This window comes from Streptococcus danieliae, from assembly GCF_013415245.1.
GTDB classification, from domain to species: domain Bacteria; phylum Bacillota; class Bacilli; order Lactobacillales; family Streptococcaceae; genus Streptococcus; species Streptococcus danieliae_A.
Genome location: NZ_JACBXX010000125.1, coordinates 23,736 through 39,050, shown reverse-complemented (window position 1 = coordinate 39,050; position 15,315 = coordinate 23,736). Strand labels below are relative to the sequence as shown.

The following is a 15,315-nucleotide window of genomic DNA, read 5'->3' as shown; positions in this document are numbered from 1 at the left end:
GAGGTATGGCAGACAGAGATTTTGATTTACTGCCTTTGTTAGATTATATTGAGCCGTCCTCTGTGACTTACCAGGAATGGGTCGATGTTGGAATGGCCCTGAAGCACGAAGGCTATAGTGCAGCTGACTGGGATTCATGGTCTCAGTCTGACAGTCGCTATAAAGAAGGTGAGTGCTTCAAAAAGTGGGAGAGTTTCCAACGAGAAGGTCTTGGTAGCATAACAGGAGCTACCATCACCCAGATGGCCAAAGAGCGAGGTTGGACTCCCAAAGGGAATTCCAATGGCCCCTCTCATGAACTGGACTGGGATTCCACAATTGGAGATTACAAGATTGTAGATAAAAACTGGGTTGAGTCCCAGGAAATCCGAGAACCCTTCTATTGGGAACCAGGGCGGGAGTTGCTTCGCTACTTGGAGACTCTCTTTGAGTCAACGGACTACGTTGGCTACGTGACAGAGACATATCCTATCGAAACGGATAAGGGCATTATCTACAAACCGACTGCAGGGGCCTATGACCGGACTGCAGGGGAATTGATTCAGGCTCTTCAAAATGCAGGAAACGATATCGGAGCGGTCTTTGGTGATCCAAAAGAAGAAGCTGGCGCTTGGATTCGCTTCAATCCAGTGGATAGTAAGGGAGTCAAAAATAGTAACGTTACGGAGTTCCGGTATGCTTTGGTTGAGTCCGACAGCATGGAGCTTGGTAAGCAGTACGCCCTCTTTAAAGAATTAGAATTACCGATTGCGACCCTGGTCCATTCTGGCAAGAAGTCACTACATGCCATTGTCAAAGTAGATGCCAGAGACTATCAAGAGTACCGAAAACGGGTCGATTATATCTATAACATCTGTAAGAAGAACGGTCTCGATATTGATACTCAAAACAGGAATCCTAGTCGTCTGTCTCGCATGCCTGGTGTCACTCGGGCTGGCCGAAAACAATTCTTAATTGATACCAATATTGGTAAAGCCAATTACGAAGAATGGTACCAATGGATTGAGGACTTGAACGATGACCTGCCTGATCCGGAGACTTTAGCCGAAGAGTGGGATAACTTGCCCGAATTAGCGCCAGAACTCATAAAAGGAGTGTTGCGCCAAGGTCACAAAATGCTCATTGCAGGTCCGTCTAAAGCAGGAAAATCTTTTGCTTTGATTGAACTCTCTATCGCCATTGCCGAAGGTCGGAAGTGGATTGACTGGGAGTGTGAGCAAGGGCGAGTTCTCTATGTCAATCTGGAGTTGGACCGACCGTCAGCCCTCCACCGATTCAAAGATGTTTACAATGCCATGGGGATTGCCCCAAACAATATCAAAAACATTGATATTTGGAACCTCCGTGGGAAAACCGTCCCCATGGACAAGTTAGCGCCTAAGCTGATTCGGCGGTCTTTGAAGAAGAATTATCAAGCAGTTATTATTGACCCCATCTACAAGGTTTTAACGGGTGATGAAAACTCCGCAGACCAAATGGCTCACTTCACCAATCAATTTGATAAGGTGGCGACTGAGTTGGGCTGTAGTGTCATTTACTGCCACCACCACTCAAAAGGTTCTCAGGGCGGCAAGAAGTCCATGGACCGGGCCAGTGGTTCCGGAGTCTTTGCCAGGGATCCAGATGCCCTTATTGACTTAGTGGAATTGGAATTGACAGACGAACTGATCAAGATGAGAACCAATAAGGCTACCGCTAAGGTTTATCAAGAGGCTCTACAGGAAAAGGCACTAGATTACTACCAGCAACATGTCTCGCTGGATGACTTGGAGAGTCGAGCTGAGATGCAGAAACACTTTGAGAAGGCCATTACAGACATCATGGTCAAAAAGCCCTACCTGGATAAGGTTCAAGCAGTTAAGAAGGCAACGGAGACCAGCACAGGTTGGCGAGTTGAAGGTACCCTTCGAGAGTTTGCGAAATTCCCGCCTGTCAATATGTGGTTTAGCTATCCTGTTCACAGTGTGGACCAGTCCGGGGTACTTGCGGACATTCAATTGGAGGATTCTACAAACGGAAAGAATTCTCCTTGGAAGAAGAATTTCGAGAAGAAAGAAACCAAGGAAGACAAGGCTAAGAAAGTCGAAACTGCAATTGCAGTACTTGATGATGGTACTGATCCTGTGACATTGGATAGTTTGATTGATTATTTCTCGAACGAGGAGAAATCAGTAAGTGAAAAAACAATTCGTAGATGGATCAAAAATAACGGAAAATTCGATATTGTTAACAAGGAAATTGTTCCTAAAAACTCAAAAAATGAAGGATAGGGACAGGGACATATCGAAAGACACATCGAAAGACATATCGAGGGACATTTATCGATGTGACCCTAGAGACACAGAGACATTTATTCGATATGACCTTGTGTCTCTAAAGGGGTAAAAATGAGGGTCATATCGAATAATTTATCGAAATGTCCGAGGGACAAAACCAGGGACAGAATCTCTCTCTTATTCAGAGAGAGATTTGGGAATGTGTCCCTAGAGGTCCAGAAGAACAGGTACAGGTACAAGGGGGCTATGCATCCGCCCCTTGTAACCCTGTAACCCTGTCCTTCACTCTGGACTTAGAAGTTTTTGTCTTTGGAAATCGAAACTAAAATAAATAAGGAGTAGATTATGAAGATTGAATTTTTCTTACCGATGAAGAAAATTCCAACGACAACTCACCAGCAGAAAAAAGTTGGTGTTAGAAATGGCAAGCCCTACTTCTATGAACCGCCTGATTTACAGGAGGCTAGAAGTAAGTTAACGTCTGCTCTTGGTCAGCATGTACCAGATCATAAACTGAATGGACCTATTCGCTTAACGGTCAAGTGGTTGTTTCCAGTAGTGAAAGGAAAAAGAAACGGTCAGTACAAAGTGACTAAGCCCGATACAGATAATCTTCAGAAGCTGTTGAAAGATTGCATGACGGACCTTGGGTATTGGAAGGATGATGCGCAAGTCGCTAGTGAGATTGCGGAAAAGTTTTGGTCGGATGTTGTTGGGATTTATGTATTAGTGGAGGAGCTTGAATGAATTATATTGAGTTCTTTGAAGTAGAAGTCCCAAACTGGATGAGACAGAGTAATCAAGTCATGGCTAATGTTGGTTTTGCGACTGATGATTATTGGCGCTGGGTAGTTCATTCCATGGGAGCTCTCTGCAAAAAATATGGTGACGATGAGTTAGTCAGAGGTCAATGTTCACTCATATTTGAGTGGCTTGAAGGCAAAGCAAAGGAAGTGGAGTAAGGGAGGGATTATGAAATTTATAGTTGAGTATTGGTTTCTAGGTGAATATCGTGATTCAAAACGTTTTGATACCAGAGAGGCAGCAATGGAGTGGATGGATGAGAATAAGTCGTCTGTCTATGATTTCAAGATGGTGGAGGTGTGAGAATGAAATACCAAGTGACAACGAGATACAAGGATTTCGTGCTTGGCACTAGTTTCTTTAAGTCGCTGAAGACTGCTGAAGAATATGCCAAGAGAAAGAGTGACTCTTGTAAGCATTGGATTTCTGAGATTCAGGAGGTTGGAAGATGAACAGGTTGAAAGAATTACGAACAGAAAAAAAGCTAACCCAAAAAGAGTTAGCTGATATTATTGGGACAACTAAACTGACCGTATCAAATTGGGAAAATGGAAAGCATTCCATGAACTCTGATAAAGCCCAAGCTCTAGCCGATTATTTTGAGGTATCCATCGCCTACTTACTGGGATATGAAAACCTAGGTGATCCACCTGTAGAAGCCCAGTTAGTTCTTGGGAAAATGTTGGTAGATACGATTGAATATATCGAGAAGAGCGTCTGGCTTTGTGGACAGAAGCAGACGCTGTTTGTAAATGGCCACGAATACAAAGTGACGGTGGAGAAAGTAGGAGTTAGAAAATGAGTAATTACAGGGTTAAGCATTTTGAGAATTTAGTTGAGTACCTTGATGAAGAGGTGAATGATTTCATTAGAGAAAACAAGATTGAAGTTTTGAGATATACCTTAATTCCGCCTGCTTTAGAAACATTACCTCTATTTGTCGGCATTCTAGAATACGAGGAGCTAGATCATGAAAATTGATGATAAGCAAGTCAATGTGTTTGGGCAGTATATGTTTTTAGTAGATGGCAAGTGGATTTCTGTAAGTCCTTATGATTTTCACTGTTACCGAGTTGGGGATATAGTCCCGCAGTTTGTGCTAGAAAGGGCGAAATATTTATGATTGGGCCATGTCATTTTTGTAAACAAGAAAAAGAAATTGCAGCTAGAGGGGTAGCTTGCGGATCAGGAGGGAGATTCGTGGGACTTTGTCATGAATGTTCTACCGTGATGTTTGAAGACGACGAAGATGATGATTGAGGAGAAAAATCAATGAAAAAATTATTAGTTTGTATTTTAGGAACGACTTTGCTTTTAGGAGCTTGTAGTAAAGCAGCTCGTATTTCTTATAACGTGTCGAGAGAAGCAGACGATATTAACATTGTCCGGAAAATTACAGTTATCAATGCCATCAAAGGTGAAGTGCTATATCAAGTGACAGGAAAGATGTCTATCACCGCTGACACAGACGATAACCAACTGGAGATTATTGCAGAAGATAATAAGGGTGGCTACAAAAAGCATTTTATCGGCTTATCTGATAATGTGACCTACATCGTTGAAGATATTACTGGAAAAGATGTCAGCGATACTAAGTACACTTTGATTTTCAATCCTGACATGGTGATTCCGATTGATACGAAGTTGTCGAAATAAGGAGGGAAACTAGTGACTAATCGAGAAAAAGGAATCTTGGAATCAGCTTTGTTCGGCGTGTGGCTTTTGACGGTATTTATATTTGCAATTCAAATCCATTTTGGAATCCAGCTGCACGAGCTGGAGCAGAAGGTGGACCGCTTAGAGATGAGTCAGACACAGCTTAGACAGGCATACACAGGTCTGACTGTCGGAAAAGTGGTTGATAAGCAAGAAAAAGACGGCAAGTACACGCTGACCGTGTCGGGCTATGGGAATTTCTTGGTAAGCGAGAAGACTTACGAGAACGTGCAGATTGGTGACGAAATGCCGAAAGAAATTAGGAAGCGTGTGGAAGTTAGGAGGGGAGTAGGAGGATAGTATGGACAAAGCAAAAGAATACGAAGTACTTACGTATTTTGACCACATGGAAATTGTTGGTCGAAAGCTGTTTTCGGATAAAAAGGAAGCGGAGGAGTATATGTATGCACAACAAGAAGCCTACTCATACAGACCGCTTTATTCTGTAGTCATGAAACGGATTCGAGGATAACACATGAGATATTTAGATGAACGCAGACCGTTTCGTATCAATTACAAATCAAAGAAAGATTTGACAATCTTTTCAGTCCGAGACGGAGTTCTATGTGTGTTTTTCAGAAACGATTGGGGATGGTTGAATATTCCTGATGAAATGTATAATCGCACTTGGTCTGACATTAAGAAAAAAGGCGTGACGTATATCTCGGATGAAGAGTTGCAGAAACTGTCGCAAGAATTTGCGAATGGAAATGAGTTACTGAAATGAAAGATATACCGAAACAATGCATAGATGGAATTTATGGATGGATCGTGTAGAAGTGAAGAATGGAGTTGGAGGATAGTATGAAATTAGTAAAGATTGGAAATGATTGGGTGGCACCTCAAAAAGTTATGTGGATTGACCAAATTGTGGTTGATGAAAAACTTAAGACTAGAGTGTGCATGCCGGATAATTACACAACCACAGTAGATTTAGCACTTGACGAAGTAGCCGCAATTATTAATGGAGGGTTGGAATGATGATTCCAAAATTCAGAGTTTGGCATAACAATAAAATGTATACGGAGCTTTTAATCTATGATGGTGAAGACTATCTTGATTGGCGAGACTTCGAAGATGGAAGAACATTTGAAGATACAATCCTCATGCAATCAACGGGACTGATTAACTCACAAGGTGTCGAAGTATTTGAAGGAGATGTTCTCTATTATCCAGAAAACCCAGAAGGTGAGAAGTATGGGATTGTTGTTTGGCAGAAAGAATCTCTCGCATTTGTATTGGAAACAGCTTTCGATTATTTACCATATGATTTTTGGGCAGTTGGAGAAGTTATCGGCAACATCTACGAAAATCCAGAGCTATTAGAGGAGGTAGAGTGATGGAGGAACTTATAAAAATTTTTGAACCAAAGTTTAATGGTATTTACGGTTGGACTACTAATGGACATGAGGCAGTCCCACCAATTCATGATTTTCCTATTGAAGTTAAAGAACGAGTTGATTATTTTGCAGATTTGGCAGATGATGGGCTGACTTTTCTAGGAATTCTTGATTATATATTTTCAGAGGAAAAGACGGAAGATTATGATTTTGGGGCTAGTAAACCATGGCTACCTATGACAGAAGGTTTTAAAGAATGGGTTAATTGTCTTCATTCTTTAGCACAGATGGAAGTAGCGGTCTATTTATTATATGGACGTTCAGAAAGTGTAGCGGTGGAGTGATGAGGGATACAAGTGATAATCTTAAATATGCTTCTCTATTGTCAGGCGTTAGTGATATTATCAGAATCATTTACAAACAATTGATGGATAATCGGCTAGAATCTAAATCTCTGTATGTTAAAGTTACACCGGACGGAGAGTTTTCAGTATTCTACGGCGAAGAGGACAAGGGGTGGTTAGATGGCTAGAATCAAAAAGAGTACTAATCTCCCGCATGGGGGAATCATCAAAACAACCATAACGCTGTGGTATGACAAGGTCTTTGTGAAGCAGAAAGAAATTATTCTGAAATTATCTAGACCTTGTACAAAATTTAAGTACATTACAGTGAGCCTGGATGAATTGAAAGATTATCAGAATGCTGTGAAAGTGTTTGAAAAAATCTACAGACATTATAGTCATCTAGCTGATAAGACGGGTTCAGACTATGCCAGAGATATTGCCAGTAAGTTATTAGACTTAGGCTTGATTGGAGGTGGCTGATGTTCAAGTACTTAATTTGTAAGTTAAAGGGGCACGTCTTGAAGTTAGAACGGAATCATGAGGGTGCTTGGTATGCCAAATGCCGAAGATGTGGAGGTAAGTTGAGTTTATGACAGATATTCGAAAACGTTTAGCTTCGCTGAAGTATATCGATAGCAAGATTAAATCGCTGCAGCAGGAGATCGTGAGTCTGAAATCGAGTATTTTTAAATCGCAGCAGTATTCAGACGAGCCGAAAGGTGGCAGTTTGAGCAATAAGTCAGAGGATTTGAATATTGCGATCATTGATAGAACTAAAGAGTTGTATGATGAAATCGAAAAGATATTCAAAGAACGAGACGAACTTGTCAAAGCTATTGAGTCGCTAGAGAATCCGGCGGAAAATATAGTTTTGAGGCTGTTTTATATCAATGGATATTCTTGGGATCAAGTTCGAAAAGAGCTGCACTGGGGCCGAGGAACTATCCAACGGGTAAGAGAATCAGGTTTAGTGAATTTGGAGAAAAAATGGTACAAACGGTACTAAATGGTACTTTTAAAGTGCTAAACTAGTAGTATCAATTATTGGAGGTGAGGCAGATGACTGCCTTGCTTTTTTCTGTTTATTCAAGGAGGTGATGGAAAATGGGATGACTGAGAAACAGAAGATTTTTGCCGATGAGTACATCATCAGTTTAAATGCGACCCAAGCCTACAAAAAGGCTTACCCGAATGTTAAGAAGGATGCTGTTGCACGGGCAAATGGTAGTAGACTGCTAACAAATGCTAACGTTAAGGCCTATATAGACGAGCGATTAGAAAAGCTGAAGTCTGAACGGGTAGCGGATCAACAAGAAGTCTTTGAATTTTTAACAGCTGTCATGAGAGGAGAGGTCACTGAGCCAGTGCTGGTTTTGGACGGTGAAGGGACTCAGAGAGTATCAATGGTTCAGCCGAGTGTGGCAACTAGACGTAACGCCGCAGTTGACCTAGGTAAGCACTATGGGCTTTTTGTTGATAAGCAGGAAATCACTCAACGAACAATTGAAATTAAGGTAGGTGAGTGGGATGCCGATGAAGACTAGCCCGAAAATCAATATTGCAATTAAGTACCCCAGTCGAGTCTTTAACAAACACATCTATGACAAGCTGGAAGACTATAATACTTTTACTGAGATACACTATGGTGGGGCATCATCCGGTAAAAGTCATGGAGTTATCCAAAAGGTAGTATACAAGGCTTGCCAGGATTGGAAATACCCTCGTAAGATTCTCTTTTTGCGAAAAGTCGGTTCGACAGTCTACGACTCAATTTTTGAGGATGTCAAGCAATGTCTAGAGTCCTGGAAATTACTAGATAAGTGTAAGGTCAATAATTCAGCTTACCGGATTGAGTTGCCAAACGGGGGCCAGTTTATTTTCAAAGGGTTGGATAATCCGGAAAAGATAAAGTCCATCAAAGGTATTTCAGACATTGTCATGGAAGAGGCTTCTGAGTTCACCTTAGACGATTACACCCAGTTGACTTTGCGTCTGAGGGATATAAAACATAAAGTAAAGCAGATATATCTCATGTTTAACCCAGTTTCTAAAGTGAATTGGGTTTTTAATGCTTTTTTTGTTAAGAAACCAAAGAATACCGTTGTTTATCAAACTACCTACAAGGATAATCGATTTCTGGATGATGTGACTCGAGAAAATATTGAGGAGTTGGCCAACAGGAATGAAGCTTATTACAAAATCTATGCTTTGGGTGAATTTGCGACCCTGGACAAGCTGGTTTTTCCTAAGTATGAGAAAAGACTACTCAATAAAGATGCCCTGGCACATTTACCGTCTTATTTTGGTCTGGACTTTGGTTTTATAAACGATCCGTCAGCTTTTATGCATGTCAAAGTTGATCGGGAAAACAAGAAAATTTACATCTTGGAAGAGTATGTTCGAAAAGGTCTGTTGAATAATCAAATTGCTGAGGCTATCACAAACCTTGGTTATTCGAAAGAGGTTATTACGGCAGATTCGGCAGAACAAAAGTCTATCGCTGAGCTTCAAACCTTGGGATTACGCAGAGCAATTCCTGTCGATAAAGGGAAGGGTTCAGTGCTGCAAGGTATTCAGTTCATGCAGCAGTTTGACATTATTGTCGATGAACGCTGTGTCAAAACGATTGAGGAGTTGGAAAATTATACCTGGAAAAAGGACAGGCGGACCAACGAATACGTCAATGAGCCGTGTGATAGCTACAATCACTGCTTGGATGCAGTTCGTTACGCATTGCAAAATCTCATCTTTGTGAAGGGTAGGCAAGATGTAGACAGCAAAATCAGAACGGTTAAAAAATGGATGAGGAGATAAGATGGTTGAAACAACACAGCATGCAACAGACGATAAGCTTCAGGAAGGGCAATATATCCCACGGTCTTATCAGTTTGAGAGGGATATGGAGCCTTCAACACTTGAAAAACGGGAAGATTTTCTGAGATTTTCAGATAAGGCGAACGCCCATTTTATGTTTCACTCTGCAGATAAGTTGGTTCGAGAGGACAGAGATCCGGCTGAATTGAAAAGAATGGTCTCTAACTTTTTCGACAATCAGATGGAGCGTTTGAAAATTCTGGAGAGCTATTCGAACGGTAATAATTACACTATCCTGAATGGCAGGAAGCGATTAGAGCCTGAAAAGGCAGATTATCGGATTAGACATGATTTAGGTGGTCAAGCAAGTCGTTTTTTCACTGGCTATACAGTTGGTCAGCCTATTTCAATTGGGTGTATCGATACAGAGTTAGAGTTGACGAGTATTGATGATTTTAATAGTTATAATGACATCGAAGCACTCAATCGTGAATTGGTTTACGATGCGTCTCGTTTTGGTAGAGCATTTGAATTGCACTATTTTGATGAATTTGAACAACCATCCGTCTCTTTGATTGATGCCAAGGAGATGTTTACTGTTAGAAGTGCAGATGTTCGAAAAGAGATTATTGCAGCTGTTCACTGCCCTATTTATAACGGCGAAATGTTTGTTACGGTATACACGGATCAGGAAATCGTCAGCTATGATAACGACTGGAAAGAAATAGACCGCAAGACGAATCCTTTCAAAATGGTTCCGGTCGTCGAATGGCAGAACAATCGAGAGCGCCTTGGGGATTGGGAAAAAGGTATCCCCATCATTGATGCATACGATGCGGCAGAAAGCGATACAGCTAATTACATGTCTGATTTAAACGATGCCACGCTGGTTATCAAGGGGGATGTACAAAGCACCGGTATGAATGCCTCAGACCTCATGAAAATGAAACAAGCGAATATGCTGATTCTGGAGTCGGGAGTATCTTCAAACGGACAACAGACTAATTTGGAAGCTGGCTATATCTATAAACAATACGATGTCAGCGGTGTTGAAGCTTACAAGTCACGATTGATTAAAGATTTTTTCCGGATTGTTGGTCTTCCGAATCTACAAGATGATGCTACTTTTTCAGCAACTTCAGGTATTGCTATTCGATACAAGTTAGTAGATTTACAACAGGTCACATCGGTAAAACGTGGCTTTTTCATTAAAGCTTTGAAACGTCGATACAAGCTACTGCAGACACTTGCTGAGAATCTGAAAGGGATTGAAGCTGTTGATGCTAACTTACTGACTTTTACCTTTCATGAGAACCTTCCGACAGATGTATGGGCAGAAATTCAATCTGCCATCAACTCGGGTATGGAGATTTCACAGGAAACTCTTTTGGAGTCTGCAAGTTTTACAGACACAAGGACTGAAAAGAGTCGAATCATGAGAGAACAGGGAGCTAGTGATGGTGAAATTAGGCAGATTGTAGGTGATTCAGATGTCGGACAAGAGGCTAGCGAGTAACCAGCGATACAACGCTGAGCGACAAGCTCAGGCTGAGTTGATGAAACGTGACCTGGATCGAGATAAGCTACTGGCTCAAATCTACCAAGAGTCATTTAACCGCATGCAGAAGGAAATTGACGGCTTTTACATGCGATATGCCGGTAGAGAAGGTCTGACAAAAGCTGAAGCTAGAAAAAGGGCATCTGAAATGGATGTGACTAAGTTTGCGGATAAGGCAGCGAAAGCAGTTAGAGAGAAAGATTTCACTCATGAAACGAATGAGTGGCTGAAGGTCTATAACCTCAAGATGAAAGTCAGCAGACTGGAGTTGTTGAAGGCTGAATTAGCACTTGAAATCCAAAATCTAACCGCAGAAGTCAATGAGGTCTTTGATGAGGCACGTCAGGATGAGTATTTGAATGAGTACAAGCGTCAAGCAGGGATTTTAGGTATCTCATCCAGCGGATCAAAGAAACGCATGGAAAGCATTTTAGCTGCTGATTTTTATGGACAAACTTTTTCTGAGAGAGTTTGGGGTCCGAGAGGTCTGCGAGCCAATCTTCAAAGAGACTTATTTGGCTCACTCAATCGGATTTTTACTGATATGATGGGCTACAAGCAGGAAATGAGACGACTGGCTAAACGATATGGCGCTAATGAAATGAATGCAAAGCGATTGATTAAGACCGAGATAGCTCGAATTAATGCAGATACGCAGTATGCTATGTTGAAAGAGAATAACTTCACCCATATGATTTTCGTAGCTGAGCCTGGGGCTTGCGATATATGCGGCCCCTTGGATAAGGTGGCTATTCCGATTGATAAAGTGGAGAAGGGATTGAACATGTATCCCATGCACCCCAACTGCCGTTGTTCATCCTACGGTCACATTGAAATGAAGCATAAGACAGGCGATAGTACGCTTGATAACGAGGGTCTCAAAGGGATCTGGGCGTGAGATTTAGCTGCTATTCACATAAAAAAGGAGGAGACATGGATACAGACAATAAACAAGGTATAGAAAGTGTCAAAATTGGTGGACTTACCTATACAGTCAACAAGAAACTGGATCTACAAGGGAAAACTGGAGACTGGGGGCATATCTTATATAAAACTCAAGAGATTGAGTTAGACGATTCCTTGTCGAAACAGTTAGAGAATCAGACATTGATTCATGAAATTACTCACGGGATTCTGGTTGAAGCTGGCTATACAGGTCACAATGAAGAGCAAGCTGACCGAATCGGTAAGATTTTGTATCAGGTTCTAACTGACAATGATTTCAGTTGGCTAAGAGATTTATAAGTCGTAGTGATACGGCTTTTTGTTTTGTCCAAACCGTGCCGAGGACACTAAAAGCTGCATGAGTTCGTCGAGGTTGGACGTTAAAGCGTAAAGAAAGGAGCCTAATATGGCAGAAGAAAAAGAGAACCCAGCAGTTGACCCAGAAACAGACTCCCAAGTTAAGGAGCAGGATAGTAATCCGAATTCTGAGACGGAAAAAACAGTATCAGTTGCTGAGATGCAGCGTCGTTTGAAACTGGCAGAAGATAAGCACCAGGTTGAACTTGCCAATCTTAAAGCAGATGTTCAAAAACAAATCGACGATGCAGTCGCCCAGGCGAAAATGAGCGATGAAGAACTGCAAGCACTGAAAGAAAAAGAAAAACAGGAAGCTATTCAAGCTATCCAAGAGGAAAACGCAGACCTTAAAGCTCAAATTGCCCAGCGACAAATGCAGGACATTGCTATTAAGGAGCTCGAAGCTCAAGGTGTTCCTGTTAATGAGTCAACGCTCGCTTTTGTCGTTAAGGATGATGAAGAAGCAACCAAATTGGCTGTTACCAATATGGCAAATATCTTAAACATTCAAAAACGAGAGGAAGCTAAGTCTGATCCACCCAAAACAAGTGGCGGAGATGACGGAGGAGCAAAACGCGGGAAAGATAAATTCGCTAATGCGAAAATTACTAGTTTTTAGATAAAGGAAGGAGAGCACTATGCCTCAAGCATTTAATCCAGACACAGTCTTACTTTCTGATTCACTCGGTAAAGAGATTACATCGGAATATATCACTGAATTGTTTACAGACTCACTTGTACAAACTTCTAAGGTGGTCCAATTAGGTCAAAAAGTCGAAATGGACGGTAAGATGGTCCGAAAAGGTGTTGAAGTAGGTCAACTCACAGATGCCTATTTTGTGGGGGAAGGGCAAAAAATTGGAACTGCAAAGGTTCAAACTAAATCTTATGTATTGGAATCTCGAAAACTTGCCGTCATTCTCCCAGTAACTGAAGAGGTGCTTAATTACACATGGACAGACTACTTTGAAAGTATTAAAGACAAGATTGTTGACCTCTTTAACAAGAAAATTGACGGTGCTGCTTTCCTTGGCCTGCATGGGAATCCGTTTGGTGCCAATGTCCTTGCTTCTGCTAAGAAGGCAGGCAATGTAGTTTCTGGTGATATTACACTCGATAGCATTTATGATGTTGAGGATAAGTCAGACAAAGACCCGAATGCCTTTGTTGGACACCGTACGGTCAATCGTACTCTTCGCTCGATCGTTGATAAAGTAAATGGCGGACAGCATATCTTCGAAAAACCAGCTAACCCTAATGCCAATGGAGAACTTGATGGACTACCTTATGCTCAATTACAACTGCAAGACGGTCAAACCTATCCTGCTGGGACTCTCATCACAGGTAATTTCAATGGCTTGGTTTATGGTATCCCAAATGGTACAAATCTTCGCTTGAAAATTGCAGATCAAGCCACTTTGTCCAAGGTTCAAAACGATGGAACTCTTGATTCGGGAGATGTTCACTTGTTCGAGCAGGACATGCAAGCACTTCGTGCTATCTTTGAAATCGCTGTTGCCATTCCGAATGATGAAGCTTTTGCTGCTATTCAGCCAGTTGGAGTTTAAGGAGGTAGGCTATGATCTATAAAACTACAAAAGCCATCCGTGATACGCAGGATAATGATTTTTGCTATTACGAAGGAGCTATCTATCCACGCCAGGGCTTAAAAGTCTCTGACGAGCGCCTTGAGGAATTATTGGGAAAAGGAGTGATTGTCGTAGTTGATGATACTCCATCCGTGGCAACTCAAGAAGATAACAGAGACTTAGAAGAGCAGGATTATGACCAAACAATTCCTGAACTTAAGGCAGCTCTTGATAATCTAGGTATCAAATACGGATCTCGTGCAAGTAAGGCTGATCTAGTTGCTTTACTGAAAGGAGCTTAGATGTGGAGGAAAATGCCCAATTAGCTAAAATTAAGCGACGGTTGGGTATCGCTTCTACTGATACAGAGGAAGATACCCTACTTACTGATTTGATTGCGGATGCTGAGAGCTACTTTAAACTCCTGGTCGGTGTCTCAGAGATTGATAGTAAATATCAGTTCATGATTGAAAATGTCGTCTACAAACTTTATGGTCGCAAAGGTTCTGAAGGAGTCACGTCAGAGACGGTAGATGGGTATACTGTTACTTACCAAGAATGGGATAACCTCTTCAAGCCCTACATGAAGATTCTAGACAAGGATTTTGGCATTGATGGATCTTTGAGGCAGAAAGGGAAGGTGAGATTTCTATGAAAACACCCCATCGAATCACACTTGTTCGTGGAGAGGCTTCTCAAAAATATAACCCTGAGCTAGACATCTATGAGGGATTGGTAGGTCAGGAGTCTACTGTCCCTTGTTTAGTCAATTTCATCTCTCAAGCTAAGATTTTCGAAGAGTATGGTAATCGCAATGAAAAGGTTATGATTTGCCGTTTTCAGCAGACACAGGAACCTTTTCAGGCAGCAATTTATCAAGGGAATCGTTATGAGCCTTTGGATCAGATTGATGCCCCTATCAAAGGAGCGGTACGCCTTAAGAAAGTAGGAGGCTGATATGGCAGGTGGAATGAAAATCGACTGGCATGGAGTTGAGCAGTTGACTATGACTATCAAAGGTGCCGGTTCAAAAGTCCGAGATCAGTCTGGGAAGGTCATAAAAAATAAGACTGAGAAATTAAAGAAAAAAGCTCAAGAGCTGGCTCCGAAAGACACAGAATTCTTGAAAGACCACATCAAAAGTTCTTATCCGGATCAGCTGGAAGGTCATGTCAAAGGTGAAGCCGCCTATGAGGGCTACCAGGAATACGGAACGAGATTTCAGCCCGGCAAGCCCCATATTCGACCTGCTCTGCGCGAGATAGAGCCAGAATTCAAGAGAGAGATGACCGATGTCATGAAAGGAGTATTTGAAGATTGACGCCCAATCACGCTATTTTTCGACATGTGTTTTCTGAAAGTCTAAAAGTGTCTGGCAGAACTTTTGATTATTTACCTGATGTGGGAACGCAGTATCCATTCATCTACATTGGCGAGAGTAATAGCATGGATGACATGAATTTTGATCTCTTGGGCGATTCTACTCAGACTGTTCACATTTACGCTGAGCGAACACAAAGGGCGGAGCTTGACGAATTGACGAGTTCGCTTTTAAACCTTTTGAGACTG

At 41.7% G+C, this 15,315-nt stretch carries 27 protein-coding genes and 1 pseudogene; all 28 read left to right on the top strand.

Going from position 1 to position 15,315, the window contains the following annotated elements:
• The first annotated feature begins 5 nt into the window (after positions 1–5).
• The 28 genes and pseudogenes from HZY94_RS05495 to HZY94_RS05365 all read left to right on the top strand — a co-directional run bounded on the left by HZY94_RS05495 (position 6) and on the right by HZY94_RS05365 (position 15,067).
• The gene (locus HZY94_RS05495) at positions 6–2,270 is read left to right on the top strand and encodes an AAA family ATPase (RefSeq protein WP_179925348.1); all 2,265 of its coding nucleotides are present in this window, start codon (positions 6–8) and stop codon (positions 2,268–2,270) included.
• Positions 2,271–2,416: 146 nt separating this feature from the next.
• Positions 2,417–2,602, top strand: coding sequence for a hypothetical protein (locus tag HZY94_RS05490; protein ID WP_179925347.1), 186 nt, complete (start codon positions 2,417–2,419; stop codon positions 2,600–2,602).
• Positions 2,603–2,621: 19 nt separating this feature from the next.
• Positions 2,622–3,023: a RusA family crossover junction endodeoxyribonuclease gene (locus HZY94_RS05485; RefSeq protein WP_179925346.1), complete on the top strand. Its 402-nt coding sequence runs from the start codon at positions 2,622–2,624 to the stop codon at positions 3,021–3,023.
• Positions 3,020–3,238: a hypothetical protein gene (locus HZY94_RS05480; protein WP_179925345.1), complete on the top strand. Its 219-nt coding sequence runs from the start codon at positions 3,020–3,022 to the stop codon at positions 3,236–3,238. Before HZY94_RS05485 ends, HZY94_RS05480 begins: the two co-directional genes overlap by 4 nt.
• Before the next feature lie 10 nt (positions 3,239–3,248).
• Entirely contained in the window at positions 3,249–3,383 is a 135-nt protein-coding gene (locus tag HZY94_RS10530) for a hypothetical protein (RefSeq protein ID WP_257151901.1), read from the top strand.
• A gap of 145 nt (positions 3,384–3,528) precedes the next feature.
• Positions 3,529–3,726: pseudogene (locus HZY94_RS10525) on the top strand (helix-turn-helix transcriptional regulator); the annotation flags it as partial.
• A 152-nt stretch (positions 3,727–3,878) separates the two neighbouring features.
• Positions 3,879–4,061: a hypothetical protein gene (locus tag HZY94_RS05470; RefSeq protein ID WP_179925343.1), complete on the top strand. Its 183-nt coding sequence runs from the start codon at positions 3,879–3,881 to the stop codon at positions 4,059–4,061.
• On the top strand, positions 4,051–4,203 hold the full coding sequence (locus tag HZY94_RS05465; protein ID WP_179925342.1) for a hypothetical protein: 153 nt from the start codon (positions 4,051–4,053) through the stop codon (positions 4,201–4,203). Before HZY94_RS05470 ends, HZY94_RS05465 begins: the two co-directional genes overlap by 11 nt.
• A 149-nt stretch (positions 4,204–4,352) precedes the next feature.
• A complete protein-coding gene (locus tag HZY94_RS05460) occupies positions 4,353–4,736 on the top strand; it encodes a beta-sandwich lipoprotein (RefSeq protein WP_179925341.1) in 384 nt (127 codons plus the stop codon).
• Between the two features lie 12 nt (positions 4,737–4,748).
• Entirely contained in the window at positions 4,749–5,096 is a 348-nt protein-coding gene (locus HZY94_RS05455) for a DUF1372 family protein (protein ID WP_179925340.1), read from the top strand.
• 1 nt (position 5,097) lies between these two features.
• On the top strand, positions 5,098–5,268 hold the full coding sequence (locus HZY94_RS05450) for a hypothetical protein (protein ID WP_179925339.1): 171 nt from the start codon (positions 5,098–5,100) through the stop codon (positions 5,266–5,268).
• Between the two features lie 3 nt (positions 5,269–5,271).
• Complete coding sequence (locus HZY94_RS05445) at positions 5,272–5,523, top strand: hypothetical protein (protein WP_179925338.1); 252 nt, start codon at positions 5,272–5,274, stop codon at positions 5,521–5,523.
• A 77-nt stretch (positions 5,524–5,600) separates the two neighbouring features.
• Positions 5,601–5,777 (top strand): hypothetical protein, encoded by a 177-nt coding sequence (locus HZY94_RS05440; protein ID WP_179925337.1) that lies wholly within the window; start codon positions 5,601–5,603, stop codon positions 5,775–5,777.
• Complete coding sequence (locus HZY94_RS05435; protein ID WP_228064563.1) at positions 5,774–6,136, top strand: YopX family protein; 363 nt, start codon at positions 5,774–5,776, stop codon at positions 6,134–6,136. The genes HZY94_RS05440 and HZY94_RS05435 overlap by 4 nt, the downstream gene beginning before the upstream one ends.
• Complete coding sequence (locus HZY94_RS05430; RefSeq protein WP_179925336.1) at positions 6,136–6,480, top strand: hypothetical protein; 345 nt, start codon at positions 6,136–6,138, stop codon at positions 6,478–6,480. Before HZY94_RS05435 ends, HZY94_RS05430 begins: the two co-directional genes overlap by 1 nt.
• Before the next feature lie 180 nt (positions 6,481–6,660).
• Positions 6,661–6,963, top strand: coding sequence for a hypothetical protein (locus HZY94_RS05425; protein ID WP_179925335.1), 303 nt, complete (start codon positions 6,661–6,663; stop codon positions 6,961–6,963).
• Positions 6,964–7,072: 109 nt separating this feature from the next.
• The gene (locus HZY94_RS05420) at positions 7,073–7,489 is read left to right on the top strand and encodes a DUF1492 domain-containing protein (RefSeq protein WP_179925334.1); all 417 of its coding nucleotides are present in this window, start codon (positions 7,073–7,075) and stop codon (positions 7,487–7,489) included.
• A gap of 91 nt (positions 7,490–7,580) precedes the next feature.
• Entirely contained in the window at positions 7,581–8,027 is a 447-nt protein-coding gene (locus HZY94_RS05415) for a terminase small subunit (RefSeq protein WP_228064562.1), read from the top strand.
• Positions 8,011–9,297 carry a PBSX family phage terminase large subunit gene (locus tag HZY94_RS05410; RefSeq protein WP_179925333.1) on the top strand — a complete coding sequence of 429 codons (1,287 nt, stop codon included), beginning with the start codon at positions 8,011–8,013 and terminating at the stop codon, positions 9,295–9,297. The genes HZY94_RS05415 and HZY94_RS05410 overlap by 17 nt, the downstream gene beginning before the upstream one ends.
• A gap of 1 nt (position 9,298) precedes the next feature.
• On the top strand, positions 9,299–10,813 hold the full coding sequence (locus tag HZY94_RS05405) for a phage portal protein (RefSeq protein WP_179925332.1): 1,515 nt from the start codon (positions 9,299–9,301) through the stop codon (positions 10,811–10,813).
• Positions 10,788–11,753: a minor capsid protein gene (locus tag HZY94_RS05400; RefSeq protein WP_179925331.1), complete on the top strand. Its 966-nt coding sequence runs from the start codon at positions 10,788–10,790 to the stop codon at positions 11,751–11,753. Before HZY94_RS05405 ends, HZY94_RS05400 begins: the two co-directional genes overlap by 26 nt.
• A gap of 35 nt (positions 11,754–11,788) precedes the next feature.
• On the top strand, positions 11,789–12,100 hold the full coding sequence (locus HZY94_RS05395) for a hypothetical protein (RefSeq protein WP_179925330.1): 312 nt from the start codon (positions 11,789–11,791) through the stop codon (positions 12,098–12,100).
• Positions 12,101–12,206: 106 nt separating this feature from the next.
• Entirely contained in the window at positions 12,207–12,776 is a 570-nt protein-coding gene (locus tag HZY94_RS05390; protein WP_179925329.1) for a capsid assembly scaffolding protein Gp46 family protein, read from the top strand.
• 19 nt (positions 12,777–12,795) lie between these two features.
• Positions 12,796–13,725: a phage major capsid protein gene (locus HZY94_RS05385; protein WP_179925328.1), complete on the top strand. Its 930-nt coding sequence runs from the start codon at positions 12,796–12,798 to the stop codon at positions 13,723–13,725.
• Between the two features lie 11 nt (positions 13,726–13,736).
• The gene (locus tag HZY94_RS05380; RefSeq protein WP_179925327.1) at positions 13,737–14,048 is read left to right on the top strand and encodes a HeH/LEM domain-containing protein; all 312 of its coding nucleotides are present in this window, start codon (positions 13,737–13,739) and stop codon (positions 14,046–14,048) included.
• Positions 14,049–14,050: 2 nt separating this feature from the next.
• Complete coding sequence (locus tag HZY94_RS05375; protein WP_179925326.1) at positions 14,051–14,401, top strand: phage head-tail connector protein; 351 nt, start codon at positions 14,051–14,053, stop codon at positions 14,399–14,401.
• Entirely contained in the window at positions 14,398–14,703 is a 306-nt protein-coding gene (locus HZY94_RS05370) for a hypothetical protein (protein ID WP_179925325.1), read from the top strand. The genes HZY94_RS05375 and HZY94_RS05370 overlap by 4 nt, the downstream gene beginning before the upstream one ends.
• Before the next feature lies 1 nt (position 14,704).
• On the top strand, positions 14,705–15,067 hold the full coding sequence (locus HZY94_RS05365) for an HK97-gp10 family putative phage morphogenesis protein (protein WP_228064561.1): 363 nt from the start codon (positions 14,705–14,707) through the stop codon (positions 15,065–15,067).
• Positions 15,068–15,315: the final 248 nt, after the last annotated feature.